Genomic DNA, 13681 nt, shown 5'->3' with positions numbered 1-13681 from the left:
GGACTGCTCATTTACAAACACGTAAACTCCGCGTCCTCGTCTGTTTTTGCCTTGGCTTTCCTTCGCTCGCTACGTTTTCACCCGATCGGCCACCCGATACGAATCCGCGACTTGGCTTATTCAGCGCCTTCGTGCGGTTCCCAGTCGCGGGTGCGGCTGACGGCTTTTTTCCAGCCGGCGTAGAGCTTTTCCTTCTCGGTTTCGGCCAGCTGTGGTTCGAACTCGCGCTCGATCACCGCCTTGCCGCGCAGCTCTTCCAGGCTGCCCCAGAAGCCGCAGGCCAGGCCTGCCAGGTAGGCCGCGCCCAGGGCCGTGGTTTCGCGCATTTGCGGGCGCTCGACCTGGGTGCCGAGGATGTCGGCCTGGAACTGCATGAGGAAGTTGTTGGCCACCGCGCCGCCGTCCACGCGCAGGGCCTTGAGGCGTTCGCCGGAGTCCTGCTGCATGGCGTCGAGGACGTCGCGGGTCTGGTAGGCGATCGACTCCAGCGCGGCGCGGATGATGTGGTCCACGCGCACGCCGCGGGTCAGGCCGAACAGCGCGCCACGGGCGTAGGGGTCCCAGTACGGAGCGCCCAGGCCGGTGAAGGCCGGGACCAGGTACACGCCGTTGCTGTCCTTGACCTTGCTGGCGAAGTATTCGGTGTCGTGGGCGTCGTTGATGATCTTCAGTTCGTCCCGCAGCCACTGCACGGTGGAACCGCCGTTGAACACCGCGCCTTCCAGGGCGTAAGCCACTTCGCCGCGAGGGCCGCAGGCGATGGTGGTGAGCATGCCGTGCTTGGACTTGACCGCCTTGTCGCCGGTGTTCATCAGCAGGAAGCAGCCAGTGCCGTAGGTGTTCTTCGCCTGGCCCGGCTCGACGCACATCTGGCCGAACAGCGCGGCCTGCTGGTCGCCGGCGATACCGCCGATGGCGATGCCGCTTTTGGTGCGGCCGTAGATTTCCGAGGACGACTTCACTTGCGGCAGCATTTCCCGCGGGATATCCAGCACTTCCAGCATCTTCGCATCCCACTCCAGGGTGTGGATGTTGAAGAGCATGGTGCGCGAGGCGTTGGTGTAGTCGGTGACGTGGGTCTTGCCGCCGGTGAATTTCCAGATCAGCCAGCTGTCGACGGTGCCGAACAACAGTTCGCCGTTGCGCGCGCGTTCGCGGCTGCCTTCGACGTTGTCGAGGATCCACTTCAGTTTGGTGCCAGAGAAATACGGGTCGGTGACCAGGCCGGTGGTGTCGCGGATGTACTCTTCCAGGCCGTCACGCTTGAGCTGCTGGCAGATCTCGGTGCTGCGGCGGCACTGCCAGACGATGGCGTTGTAGATCGGCCGGCCGGTGGTCTTGTCCCAGACCACGGTGGTTTCACGCTGGTTGGTGATGCCGATGGCGGCGACCTGGTCATGGTGCAGGCCGGCTTGCGCCAGGGCCTCGACCATCACCGCGCTCTGGGTGGCGAAGATTTCCATCGGGTCGTGTTCGACCCAGCCGGCTTGCGGGTAATGCTGGACGAATTCGCGCTGGGCGGTGCACACAACGTTGGCGTCGCGATCGAAAATGATCGCGCGCGAGCTGGTCGTACCCTGATCGAGGGCAATGATGTAGTTCTTATTCTGAATGTCGGTCATGTCGATTGCCTTGGACAAAAATAAGGAAGTGGGCAAGAGGCGCAGGTCGGGGTTGGGCAGGACCTTGCGCCGCCGGTTTCAAGAAGTTCTTACTTTGCCGTCAATGGCTTTTTCGGCATCCGTTGGAGCAGGGGCGACGGTTGGCAGGTGGCGGGCAATCAGCCCGCGGTAGGCCACGGCGCCGAGGCAGGCACCGATAATCGGCGCGAAGATCGGAACCAGGAAGTACGGAATGTCGCGGCCGCCGGTAAAGGAAACCTCGCCCCAACCCATGAAGAATGTCATCAGTTTAGGGCCAAAATCCCGCGCCGGGTTCATCGCGAAACCAGTCAGAGGCCCCATCGCGCTGCCGATCACGGCGATCAGCAGGCCGATCAGCAGCGGCGCCATCGGGCCGCGCGGCAAGCCGTTGTTGTCGTCGGTCAGGGACATGATCACGCCCATCAGGATCGCGGTAATCACCACTTCGACCAGGAACGCCTGGGCGGTGGACAGCGCCGGGTTGGGATAGGTGGAGAATACCGACGCCAGTTCAAGGCTGGCCTGGGAGCCGCGGACCATCTGGTGGGCTTGTTCGTAATCGAAGAACAGGTTGCTGTACAGCGTGTAGACCAGCAGCGCCGCGCAGAAGGCGCCGGCGATCTGGGAGACGATGTAGAACGGCAGTTTGCGTTTCTCGAAGTCGGCAAAGATGCACAGCGCGATGCTGACCGCGGGGTTGAGGTGCGCGCCGGAAACGCCGGCGGTGAGGTAGATCGCCATGCTCACGCCGATCCCCCAGATGACGCTGATTTCCCACAGGCCGAAGCTGGCGCCCGCGACCTTGAGCGCGGCGACGCAACCGGTGCCGAAGAAGATCAACAAGGCTGTACCCAGGAACTCGGCCATGCACTGGCCGGAGAGCGACGGTTGTTGTAACGCAGTTGTCATGGAAAACCTCGGTTTTTGTTGTTGTCTGGCACTGGCGTGAAGGGCGCCGAGCGCGATTTTCACCGTCGGCAGGATCCCCATCCTGGGCGCGGCTTACTGCTGGGTACGGCTGTTGGATCTACCACATGATATTCGCAAACGAAAAAATATAGACAAGAAACATTACTGTCAAAGGTCGAAAGTGAACCATTAGTCATTTTATAACTATCAGTCGTGTGAATGATCCTGCGGGAAGCGCATGGGTTTTGCGCAAAAGGCGCGGCCAGCCTGGTGCCGGCGGCTGCCGGGACTGAGGTATGGGCCTTGGAATAGAGCCTTTTGCTGGCGGATATCCTAGAATCGCCGGTGTTCTTTTCCCTGCCTATGGAGTTGCCATGACCCCTGCACTGGATCTGCTGAAAAAAGTTCGCGCCGAACATCGGGTGCACAGTTATGAACACGACCCGAAGGCGGCCTCCTATGGTCTGGAGGCAGCGGAAAAGCTCGGCCTCGACCCGGCGCAGGTGTTCAAGACGCTGCTGGCCAGCAGTGAAAAGGGCGAATTGCTGGTGGCCGTGGTGCCGGTCGTCGGAAGTCTCGACCTCAAGGCCCTGGCGCACGCGGCGGGGGTGAAAAAAGCCGAGATGGCCGACCCGGCTGCGGCGCAGCGAGCGACCGGTTACCTGCTGGGCGGGATCAGCCCCCTGGGCCAGAAAAAGCGCTTGCGCACCTTTATCGATAACAGTGCGCAACCTTTTCCCAGCATCTTCGTCAGCGCTGGTCGGCGTGGGCTTGAGGTCGAACTCTCGGCCGCCGTGCTGGCCGAGCACACCCAGGCGGCATTCGCCGATATCGGGCGCGACTGACCGCCAGTGCGCCGATAAGTATCGGCGCTGTATGGCAAAAAATAACTTTCTCTGTGGCTGTCGGCGCCTGGACGGGTAGTCCCATGCTTGCGCGGCATGTTCAAGGAGAAATGTTATGCAGCTTGAGTTTCATCAGGTCGACGCGTTCAGCGATCGTCCGTTCAGCGGCAACCCGGCGATGGTCTATCGACTGCCGGGCTGGCCGGCCGATGAGTTGATGCAGAACATCGCCGCCGAGCACAACCTGGCGGAGACCGCTTTTGTCGTGCGCGAGCCTCAAGGCTGGCGTATCCGCTGGTTTACCCCGACCACAGAAATCGCCTTGTGCGGCCATGCCACCCTCGCCAGCGCCCATGTGCTGTTCGAGATTTATGGCGAGTCGGGGCCGCGTATCGACTTCATCTGCCAGTCAGGCTCCTTGAGCGTCAGTCGCGAAGATGCGCAGCTTTGGCTGGATTTCCCGGTTCGCGCGCCGCGCGTGATCGATGGCCGCGAGCAGCTGGAGAGCGCTTTGGGCACGAGGGTCGTGGCGTTACTGGGGGCCAACGAGTTGTTCGCGGTGCTGGAGTCCGAGCAAGCGGTGCTCGACTGTCAGCCGGACATGGCGGCGCTGGCCAAGCTGCCCTGGCCTGGCGCGATCGTGACCGCGCAGGGCAGCCAGCATGATTTTGTCTCGCGCTATTTCGCGCCGGCCATTGGCGTCAACGAAGACCCGGTCACTGGCTCGACCCACTGCGCCCTGATTCCGTACTGGGCCGAACGCTTGGATAAGGCGAGCCTGACGGCCTATCAATGCTCGACGCGTGGAGGGGCGTTGTTCTGTCGGCTGGAAGGGGGGCGGGTGAAGATTGGCGGGCAGGCGACGCTGGTGGCCAGCGGTAAGCTGTTCCTGGATTGAAAGCGCAGGCGCCGGTTGGGCGGCGCCTGCGGTATCCGCTGGATCAGTGGGCGCTGCTGTAGCGGCGAACGCCCGATTCAGCCTGTGGCAGTTGCGCCGCGGTGCTGCCGGAGGCCTGGAACAGCACCAGGTGTTCGGCGGCGACGCGGATTCCCACGTCAGCGCCTATCAGATGATCGGCATGGCTTGGGAAGATCGACTCGAGCTGGCTGCCGGTCGGCAGTTGCAGGCGGTACAGGGTCGACGCGCCCTGGAAACTCTTGCCGACGATCCGCGCCTTGAGGGCGCTGTCCGGTGCATAAACGATGTCGTCCGGGCGTAGCAGTACATCCACCGCGCCGCCGGGCGGCCAGGTGTAGGCACGGTTGCCGCGCAGTACGCCGAGTTCGGTCTGCACCGATTCCGGGCTGTCCAGCTGGCCGCGAATGAAGTAGCCCTGGCCGATAAAGCTCGCCACGAACGGCGTCAACGGTTCGTGATAGAGGTTGTACGGCGTGTCCCATTGCTCCAGGCGGCCTTCCTTGAACACTCCGACGTGATCGCTGACGGCGAAGGCTTCTTCCTGGTCGTGGGTCACCAGGATCGCACTGGTGCCCCGCGCCTTGAGGATGTCGCGCACTTCGTGGCTGAGCTTGCGCCGCAGTTCGCCATCGAGGTTGGAAAAGGGTTCGTCGAGCAGCAGCAACTGCGGCTCCGGCGCCAGGGCCCGGGCCAGTGCGACGCGCTGTTGCTGACCGCCGGACAGCTCATGAGGGAAACGCTTGCCGAGGTTCTTCAGGTTGACCAGTTCCAGCAGTTCCTCGACCACCCGGTTCTTCTGCGGGTGCTTGCGGATGCCGAAGGCAATGTTGTCCGCCACGCTCAGGTGCGGGAACAGGGCGTAGTCCTGGAACACCATGCCGATCCGCCGGCGCTCCGGCGCCAGGGTGAAGCCGGCGCGGGAGATGGTTTCGCCGGCCAGCTGGATTTCACCTTCGTGCACCGGCTCGAAACCGGCAATCGCGCGCAGGGTGGTGGTCTTGCCGCAGCCGGAGGAACCGAGCAGGCAACCGATATCGCCGGCGTTGAGGTGCAGGTTGAGGTTCTGCACGACCCGTTGGTCCTGGTAGCCGCAGGCGAGATTGCGCAGGTTAAGCAGTAATGGCTGGCTCATGCGTGGTGGTACGCCGGCTCGACCAGAAACTCGAGCAGGGCCTTTTGTGCGTGGAGACGGTTTTCTGCCTGGTCCCACGCCACGGAGCGTGGATCGTCCAGCAGGTCGAGGCTGATTTCTTCGCCGCGGTGGGCGGGCAGGCAGTGCATGAACAGCACGTCTTCGGCGGCCAGGTCGAGCAGCGCGCGATTGACCTGGAACGGCGCGAACAGCTTGAGGCGCAGGGCGGTTTCTTCTTCCTGGCCCATGGAGGTCCAGACATCGGTGCTCACCAGGTGGGCGCCGATCACCGCGTCTTGTGGATCGCGCACGATGCTCACCCGGTCGCCGGCGCGGGCGACGAATTCAGGGTTGGGGTCGTAGCCTTCGGGGCAGGCGATGCGCAGTTGGAAGTCGAACTGGATCGCCGCTTCTATATAGCTGTTGCACATGTTGTTGCCGTCGCCGATCCAGGCCACGGTCTTGCCCTGGATCGAGCCGCGGTGTTCGAGGAAGGTTTGCATGTCGGCCAGCAATTGGCACGGGTGCAGGTCGTCGGACAGGCCGTTGATCACCGGTACGCGGGAGTTGGCCGCGAACTCGGTCAGGGTGCTGTGGGCAAAGGTACGGATCATCACCGCGTCGAGCATGCGCGACATGACGATGGCGCAGTCGCTGATTGGCTCGCCGCGACCCAGTTGGGTGTCGCGCGGGGACAGGAAGATTGCCTGGCCGCCGAGCTGGATCATGCCGGCTTCGAAGGACAGGCGGGTGCGGGTAGACGACTTCTCGAAAATCATCCCGAGAACGCGGTTTTTCAGGGGCTCGAAGAGTACGCCGCGGTTACGCAGGTCCTTCAGCTCGATGCCTCGACGAATCACGCTGACCAGCTCTTCGGGCGTGCAATCCATCAGGGAGAGAAAGTGCCTTGCGCTCATCATTAACTACCTTTTTGCAACAGACCGCAGATACTCAAAGCCTTGTCTTATCGAGAAACGGGCGAGACCTGCGGCGAAAGCCGCACGGGGCGACGAAATAGGGGAAGGCGCGATCTTATAATTAAATGTCGCGTCTTACCAATAGCAGGCTTGGTTTCTAAGGCTTTCACCACTTGCAGCGAGTGGCCTGGGCCAAAAAAGTGGGCCATTCGTGACGTTTTACAGCATGTTCAGATGGGCCCAGTCGGATGTGGAGTCAATCCACTTTGCATAGGTCCGCAGCAGCATTTGTACACTGCGCCTTGGCCGCTTTGCAACGCGCCTCGTGGCGCATGCCGCTATCAGGCATATGGCTGGCGCGGGCTGGGTTTTTCTCTGGCCTGGCTCTTGGGCACTTCGAGCCGGGCGGGAAATGGAAAGGTTCGCGGCAGGGGATCTCGGCAGAAATATTTCCTCAGGCAAAGGGCTGAGGTTATAAATGCGCACCGGCAACAGGGAAGTGCTTGGAATGGACTCGAAAGAACAGCAACTGAAGACACTGTTGGGGTTGACGACGCGAACCCTGACCGACCTGACGGCATCGATCACCTCGATGTCCTTCGAGTTGCTACGCAGCGAGGACAGCACCACGCGCAACGCAGCGCGACAGATGATCGAGCGCATGCTGACCATCAGCAGCAATCTCGATGAGCATTGGCGGCTGCTTGCCGAATTCAGCGGGGTGCAGGGCGGTGAGGCGCCGATGGACGGCATGACGCCGATCGCCCGGCAGGACGATCCACCGAGGCTGCCCTCCAACTGAGTCATCGGCTGGCTTGATGCTTGCCGATTCACAAGACGAACGTCTCTGGTGCTGATGCCGGTCTGGCACCATAGTTTTGTTCCCGCGGCCTGACGCTGGCCGCCCCGAATAAAATAGAGACTGGCCATGACCAAGACTCTCCATCACCGTGCCTGCCACCTGTGTGAAGCCATCTGCGGCTTGACCATCGAAACCACTGAAGTCGACGGCGCCGGCCCGCAGATCACCTCGATCAAGGGCGATGCCCAGGACAGTTTCAGCCGCGGCCATATCTGTCCCAAGGCAGTGGCGCTGCAGGACATCCAGAACGACCCGGACCGGCTGCGCCAGCCCATGCGCAGGGTCGGCGGCGATTGGCAGGCGATCGAGTGGGACGAGGCCTTTACGCTGGTGGCCGAACGCCTGGCGGCGATCCAGGAGCGGCACGGCAACCATGCGGTGGCGGTCTATCAGGGCAATCCCAGCGTGCACAACTATGGGTTGATGACCCACAGCAACTATTTCCTCGGCCTGCTGAAAACCCAGAACCGGTTTTCCGCCACCTCGGTGGACCAATTACCGCAGCACTTGAGCAGCTACCTGATGTATGGCCATGGGTTGCTGCTGCCGATCCCGGATATCGATAACACCGATTTCATGCTGATCCTGGGCGGCAACCCGCTGGCGTCCAACGGCAGCATCATGACCGTGCCGGACGTGGAGAAGCGCCTGAAGGCGATCCAGGCGCGAGGCGGCAAAGTGGTGGTGGTCGACCCACGGCGCAGCGAGACGGCGGTCATGGCCGACCAGCATGTGTTTGTCCGTCCCGGCGGTGATGTGGCGCTGCTGTTCGGTATGCTGCATACGATTTTCGCGCAGGGGCTGACGCGTGACAGCCATCTGCCGGTGGACGGCCTGGCCGAGGTGCGTGAGGCCATTTCCCGTTTCAGTGCCGAAGCCATGAGTCCTTTGTGTTCGGTGCCGGCGCAGCAGATCCGCCAGTTGGCGCGCGACTTCGCCGCGGCGGACAGGGCGGTGTGTTATGGCCGGATGGGCGTGTCCACCCAGTCGTTCGGTACCCTCTGCCATTGGCTGGTGCAACTGCTCAACCTGGTGACCGGTAACCTCGACCGGGTCGGCGGCGCCCTGTGCACCGAGCCGGCGGTGGATCTGGTGGCGGCGACTTCGGGCGGGCACTTCAATACCTGGCAAAGCCGGGTTTCCGGACGCCCTGAATATGGCGGCGAACTGCCGGTCTCGGCCCTGGCCGAAGAAATGCTGACCGCAGGCGAAGGGCAGGTACGGGCGCTGATCACGGTGGCCGGCAATCCGGTGCTCTCCACTCCCAATGGACGGCAGTTGGAGCAGGCGCTGGATGGCCTGGAGTTCATGCTCAGTATCGACCTGTACATCAACGAAACCACCCGTTATGCGGACCTGATCCTGCCATCGACCTCGGCCCTGGAGAACGATCACTACGACACCACGTTCAATATGTTCGCGGTGCACAATGTCAGCCGTTTCAACCGGGCGATCCTGCCCAAGCCGGAAGGCGCGCTGCATGACTGGGAAATCTTCGTCGGCCTGGCCAGGGCCTTCGCCGCGCGGACCGGCAAGGAGCTCAAGCCGACCGTGCCGCCGGCGCAGATGATCGACAGGGGGCTGCGCGCAGGGCGGTATGGCGAGGCGTCCGAGTTCAATCTGTCGGTGGCGACGCTGGCCGACCACCCCCACGGGATCGACCTGGGGCCACTCAAGCCCAACCTGGCAGCGCGCCTGAAAACCGAGAACCGTCGGGTACAGGCCGCTCCCGCGGCGATCATGGCGGACCTCGAGCGCTTTGCCGCGTTGCGGGCTCCGGCAGCGGATGAGCTGGTGATGATCGGCCGGCGCCATGTACGCAGTAATAATTCGTGGATGCACAACTACCATCGGTTGGTGAAGGGCAAGCCACGGCACCAGTTGCTGATGAATCCCGATGATCTGGCCCGGCGAGGGCTGACTGACGGACAGCGCGTGCGGGTCAGTTCGCGGGTCGGGGCGATCGAGGTGGAAGTCCTCGCCAGCAGCGAGATGATGCCCGGGGTGGTCAGCCTGCCCCATGGCTGGGGGCATGGTCGGCCGGGGGTGCAGATGAGCATCGCCACGGCCCAACCCGGGTCGAGTGCCAATGACCTGACCGACGAGCGTCAGCTGGACGAGCTATCGGGCAATGCGGCGCTCAATGGCGTGCCGGTGAAGGTGGAGGCGGCCTGAGGAGTCTGTCGGAGAGGCCGAGCATGGCGCTCGGCTTTCCGTTACAATGCGCCACCGTGTCGACAACAGAGTCGGAAAGTTCAGCCGAGGTGCTCCATGGATATCATCGAAACTATTAAAGAGCAGATTGCCAACAACACCATTCTGCTTTACATGAAAGGCTCGCCGAATGCCCCGCAGTGCGGCTTCTCCGCGAAAGCCGCTCAGGCCGTGATGGGGTGTGGTGAGAAGTTCGCTTACGTGGACATCCTGCAGAACCCGGAAATCCGCGCCAACCTGCCTAAATACGCCAACTGGCCTACTTTCCCGCAACTGTGGGTAGCCGGCGAACTGGTCGGCGGCAGCGACATCATGGCTGAGATGTTTGCCAATGGTGAGTTGCAGACCCTGATCAAGGCCGCCGCTGAAAAAGCCGCTGCCAAGACCGAAGCCTGATTTGCCCCTGGTAGGAGCGACAAGTGCGCTCCTGCAAGTTGTGTGGGTTTGTCCACACAATAAAAAGCCCCGCCCTCGTGAGAGAGGCGGGGCTTTTTCATGGGCTGAACCTTGAGGGGAGTTACTCGTCGCCCATCTGCGATTGCAGGTAGTTTTCCAGGCCGACTTTATCGATCAGGCCCAGTTGGGTTTCCAGCCAGTCGATATGTTCTTCTTCCGATTCCAGGATGTCTTCCAGCAGCTCGCGGCTACCGAAGTCGCCGACCGATTCGCAATGGGCGATCGCGGCTTTCAGGTCGGCATGGCCGGTACGCTCGATGCGCAGGTCGCACTCGAGCATTTCCTTGGTGTGTTCGCCGATCTGCAGCTTGCCCAGGTCCTGGACGTTCGGCAGGCCTTCGAGGAAGAGGATGCGCTTGATCAGCTTGTCCGCATGCTTCATCTCGTCGATGGACTCGTGGTATTCGTGCTTGCCCAGCTTGTTCAGGCCCCAGTCTTCATACATGCGTGCGTGCAGGAAGTACTGATTGATCGCGACCAGTTCATTGGCAAGGATCTTGTTGAGATGCTGGATGACTGTGACGTCGCCTTTCATGATGGGGTCCTGCCCTGTAATTAGCGGTATATAAGGCAGAGTCTGAGCCGCACGATGATTAGTGTCAAACCTAAGTTATTGAATAATATATGAAAATTAATCGGAATAAGAATGTTTGTGTTCCGCGTTTTGACGCTAAGCGATTGAATTACAGGCATAAAAAAGCCGGACATGAAGTCCGGCTCTTTTAAATGGCGTTAATTACGCAACATTAAATTCTACTGGGTAAGGAATCGCTGGCTGGCTGCTTTGCAGTTCGGTCAGGGTTTCACGTACCACCTGCTTGGCGAGGCAGGCACATTTGCCACATTGACTGGCCACGCCGGTCGCTTGGCGTACTTCACGATAGCTGCAGCAACCGTCGTAGATTGCATCGCGGATTTGTCCGTCGGTGACGCCAGTGCAGAGGCAGACATACATAAGGTGAGAACCGTCGCTGGTTATGGCTCAATGCGACGGATCTTAATGTTAACGAGAATGATTGTCAAAGTGGTTTCCTGGGGCTTTTTGCCAGATGCGTATCTGGCAGACGAACGGTTTTTTCTAGCACGGGTGACAAGCTGTCCAGCAGGGCGGCTTTTTTGCGGCCTGAACCCAGGGGATGGAAAAACCACTAAGGACAGCTCAAAAACGCGGTGTATGATGTGCGGTCCTTACGAAGCGGGATCGAGTCACAGGGCTGTCGCTTGGCGGCGGCAAACTGGGCTGGATCTCATTCTTCATTCGATCACACCAGGAGATATCCAATGAGCGTACTCGTAGGCAAACAAGCCCCTGACTTCACCGTTCCCGCCGTTCTCGGCAATGGCGAAATCGTCGACAGCTTCACCCTGTCCTCGGCCATCAAAGGCAAATACGGCCTGGTGTTCTTCTACCCGCTGGACTTCACCTTCGTCTGCCCGTCCGAGCTGATCGCCCTGGACCACCGTATGGCTGACTTCAAGGCACGCAACGTTGAAGTGATCGCTGTTTCGATCGACTCGCACTTCACCCACAACGCCTGGCGCAACACCCCGATCAATGCCGGTGGCATTGGTCAGGTCCAGTACATCATGGCTGCCGACATGAAGCACGACATCGCCAAGGCCTACGACGTTGAGTCCGAAGGCGGCGTGGCTTTCCGTGGCGCGTTCCTGATCGACGACAAAGGTGTCGTTCGTTCGCAGATCGTCAACGACCTGCCGCTGGGTCGTAACATGGAAGAGCTGATCCGTCTGGTCGACGCTCTGCAGTTCCACGAAGAGCACGGCGAAGTCTGCCCGGCCAACTGGAAGAAAGGCGACAAGGGTATGACTGCTTCGCCAGAAGGCGTTGCTGCTTACCTGAGCGAGAACGCCGGCAAGCTGTAAGCCGCGCTTCACGCATAAAAAAACCGGCCCCAGGGCCGGTTTTTTTATGCGCGGTCGTTCAGTGACGGTATCAGTCGTTGAAGTCTTGCCAGCCGCCCATTTCCTTCCAGCGATTGACGATGCCGCAGAACAGGTCGGCAGTCTTCTCGGTGTCGTAGCGGGCGGAGTGTGCCTCACGGCCATCGAAGTCGATATCGGCAGCCTGGCACGCCTTGGCCAGCACGGTTTGGCCATAAGCCAGGCCGGCAAGCGTCGCGGTGTCGAAGCTGGAGAACGGATGAAACGGGTTGCGCTTCATGTCCAAGCGCGCGACAGCCGCGTTGAGGAAGCCCAGGTCGAAGCTGCTGTTGTGCCCGACCAGGATCGCGCGCTTGCAGCCGTTGGCCTTCAGGGCCTTGCGCACGCTGCGGAAGATATCGTTCAGCGCGGTTTCTTCACTGACGGCCATGCGCAGCGGATGGTCGAGCTTGATCCCGGTGAACTCCAGCGCCGCGGCCTCGATGTTGGCGCCTTCGAAAGGCTCTACCCGGAAAAACAGGGTGTGCTCGGGGAACACGAAGCCCTTTTCGTCCATGCCGATGATGGTCGCGGCAATTTCCAGCAAGGCGTCGGTGGCCGAGTTGAAACCACCGGTTTCAACGTCGACGACTACCGGCAGGTAACCACGAAAGCGTGCCGCCATTGGATGACGCGAGCCACCACCGTTGTGACCGTCCTGCTCGTCGTCGAAATGGTCTTCACTCACGCGTGTTCCTCCAGCAGGCGCCAGCGCAGTTTTTCACCGGCGCGCAGCGGGATGACGGTCAGCTCGCCGAAAGGCAGGCTGGCAGGGGCGGTCCATTCTTCACGAACCAGGGTGATGCGATCGGTGTTGGCCGGCAGGCCGTAGAAGCGTGGGCCGTTGAGGCTGGCAAAGGCTTCCAGCTTGTCCAGCGCGTTGCGCTGTTCGAAGGCTTCGGCGTACAACTCGATCGCGGCATAGGCGGTGTAGCAGCCGGCACAGCCGCAGGCCGCTTCTTTGGCATGCTGGGCGTGGGGCGCGGAGTCGGTGCCGAGGAAGAACTTCTGGCTGCCGCTGGCGGCAGCGTCGAGCAGCGCTTCCTGGTGCACGTTGCGCTTGAGAATCGGCAGGCAATAGAAGTGCGGGCGAATGCCGCCAACCAGCATGTGGTTGCGGTTGTACAGCAGGTGATGGGCGGTGATGGTCGCGCCAACGTTGGCCGAGGCCTCGTTGACGAACTGCACGGCGTCACGGGTGGTGATGTGTTCGAACACCACTTTGAGCGTCGGGAAGCGCTCGACGACACGGCGCATGTGCTCGTCGATGAACAGCTTCTCGCGGTCGAACACGTCGACTTCACCGCGGGTGACTTCACCGTGGATCAGCAGCGGCAGGCCGACTTCGGCCATGGCCTCCAGCGCCGGGAAGATCTTGTCGATGCTGGTGACGCCCGAGTCCGAATTGGTGGTCGCACCGGCCGGGTAGAGCTTGGCGGCATGGACGAAACCACTGGCCTTGGCCGCGCGAACTTCTTCGGGCTGGGTGCGATCGGTAAGGTAGAGCACCATCAGCGGCTCGAAGCGGCTGCCGGCCGGCCGCGCAGCGAGAATGCGCTGGCGATAGGCATCGGCTTCAGCGGCGTTGCGCACTGGAGGTACCAGGTTAGGCATGATGATGGCGCGGCCAAAGGTGCGCGCGACATCCGCGACAGTATTGGTCAACACGGCACCATCGCGAAGATGAATATGCCAGTCGTCGGGACGCAGCAGGGTCAGGCGGTCGGACATTGGGGATTCCAGGCGGGTCAAACTCCAGTGAATGCTACCGGAAAAGACTCTTCCAGGCACTCGCTATCAAGTTTTGCGTGAAGCTTCCGATATCCCGAAGGTATGCCGTAAA

At 61.4% G+C, this 13681-nt stretch carries 14 protein-coding genes; 6 read left to right on the top strand and 8 right to left on the bottom strand.

Going from position 1 to position 13681, the window contains the following annotated elements; translation table 11 throughout:
• Window positions 1-116: 116 nt before the first annotated feature.
• Window positions 117-1622, bottom strand: coding sequence for a glycerol kinase GlpK (gene glpK / locus AC07Y9_RS22255; protein ID WP_009045375.1), 1506 nt, complete (start codon window positions 1620-1622; stop codon window positions 117-119).
• Between the two features lie 78 nt (window positions 1623-1700).
• Entirely contained in the window at window positions 1701-2552 is an 852-nt protein-coding gene (locus AC07Y9_RS22250; RefSeq protein ID WP_007922415.1) for an MIP/aquaporin family protein, read from the bottom strand.
• A gap of 374 nt (window positions 2553-2926) precedes the next feature.
• Between AC07Y9_RS22250 and ybaK the strand changes: the two genes are divergently transcribed.
• Both ybaK and AC07Y9_RS22240 read left to right on the top strand, forming a co-directional pair.
• Window positions 2927-3397 (top strand): Cys-tRNA(Pro) deacylase, encoded by a 471-nt coding sequence (ybaK, locus tag AC07Y9_RS22245; RefSeq protein ID WP_007922416.1) that lies wholly within the window; start codon window positions 2927-2929, stop codon window positions 3395-3397.
• Window positions 3398-3512: 115 nt separating this feature from the next.
• Window positions 3513-4295: a PhzF family phenazine biosynthesis protein gene (locus AC07Y9_RS22240; RefSeq protein ID WP_102678517.1), complete on the top strand. Its 783-nt coding sequence runs from the start codon at window positions 3513-3515 to the stop codon at window positions 4293-4295.
• Window positions 4296-4338: 43 nt separating this feature from the next.
• Here the strand turns inward: AC07Y9_RS22240 and AC07Y9_RS22235 are convergent, their stop codons facing one another.
• Window positions 4339-5448 (bottom strand): ABC transporter ATP-binding protein, encoded by a 1110-nt coding sequence (locus AC07Y9_RS22235; protein ID WP_097134955.1) that lies wholly within the window; start codon window positions 5446-5448, stop codon window positions 4339-4341.
• Window positions 5445-6365, bottom strand: a complete 921-nt coding sequence (gene argF, locus AC07Y9_RS22230) for an ornithine carbamoyltransferase (protein WP_009045370.1) — start codon at window positions 6363-6365, stop codon at window positions 5445-5447. Before argF ends, AC07Y9_RS22235 begins: the two co-directional genes overlap by 4 nt.
• Before the next feature lie 508 nt (window positions 6366-6873).
• On the opposite strand from argF, the gene plzR reads away from it, so the two are divergent.
• From plzR to grxD, 3 genes are all read left to right on the top strand, one after another.
• Complete coding sequence (plzR, locus tag AC07Y9_RS22225; protein WP_007922422.1) at window positions 6874-7167, top strand: PlzR type 4 pili assembly inhibitor; 294 nt, start codon at window positions 6874-6876, stop codon at window positions 7165-7167.
• Window positions 7168-7293: 126 nt separating this feature from the next.
• A complete protein-coding gene (locus tag AC07Y9_RS22220; protein WP_102678516.1) occupies window positions 7294-9402 on the top strand; it encodes a molybdopterin oxidoreductase family protein in 2109 nt (702 codons plus the stop codon).
• Window positions 9403-9498: 96 nt separating this feature from the next.
• Entirely contained in the window at window positions 9499-9837 is a 339-nt protein-coding gene (grxD, locus tag AC07Y9_RS22215; RefSeq protein WP_007922425.1) for a Grx4 family monothiol glutaredoxin, read from the top strand.
• Between the two features lie 121 nt (window positions 9838-9958).
• On the opposite strand, the gene bfr is transcribed toward grxD, so the two are convergent.
• Window positions 9959-10432 (bottom strand): bacterioferritin, encoded by a 474-nt coding sequence (gene bfr, locus AC07Y9_RS22210; protein ID WP_053262450.1) that lies wholly within the window; start codon window positions 10430-10432, stop codon window positions 9959-9961.
• Between the two features lie 201 nt (window positions 10433-10633).
• Complete coding sequence (locus AC07Y9_RS22205; RefSeq protein ID WP_007922430.1) at window positions 10634-10852, bottom strand: bacterioferritin-associated ferredoxin; 219 nt, start codon at window positions 10850-10852, stop codon at window positions 10634-10636.
• A 326-nt stretch (window positions 10853-11178) separates the two neighbouring features.
• Between AC07Y9_RS22205 and AC07Y9_RS22200 the strand changes: the two genes are divergently transcribed.
• Window positions 11179-11781 (top strand): peroxiredoxin, encoded by a 603-nt coding sequence (locus AC07Y9_RS22200; protein ID WP_007922432.1) that lies wholly within the window; start codon window positions 11179-11181, stop codon window positions 11779-11781.
• A gap of 70 nt (window positions 11782-11851) precedes the next feature.
• Here the strand turns inward: AC07Y9_RS22200 and rnt are convergent, their stop codons facing one another.
• Together rnt and pyrC are read right to left on the bottom strand one after the other, a co-directional pair.
• Window positions 11852-12526, bottom strand: a complete 675-nt coding sequence (gene rnt, locus AC07Y9_RS22195) for a ribonuclease T (protein WP_007922434.1) — start codon at window positions 12524-12526, stop codon at window positions 11852-11854.
• Window positions 12523-13569 (bottom strand): dihydroorotase, encoded by a 1047-nt coding sequence (gene pyrC, locus AC07Y9_RS22190; protein WP_102678515.1) that lies wholly within the window; start codon window positions 13567-13569, stop codon window positions 12523-12525. Before pyrC ends, rnt begins: the two co-directional genes overlap by 4 nt.
• Window positions 13570-13681: the final 112 nt, after the last annotated feature.

The sequence above is a fragment of the Pseudomonas sp. GW456-L12 genome (assembly GCF_059424045.1).
The sequence above is the reverse complement of the archived record's forward strand: the minus strand, read 5'-3'. Positions and strand labels throughout refer to the sequence as shown.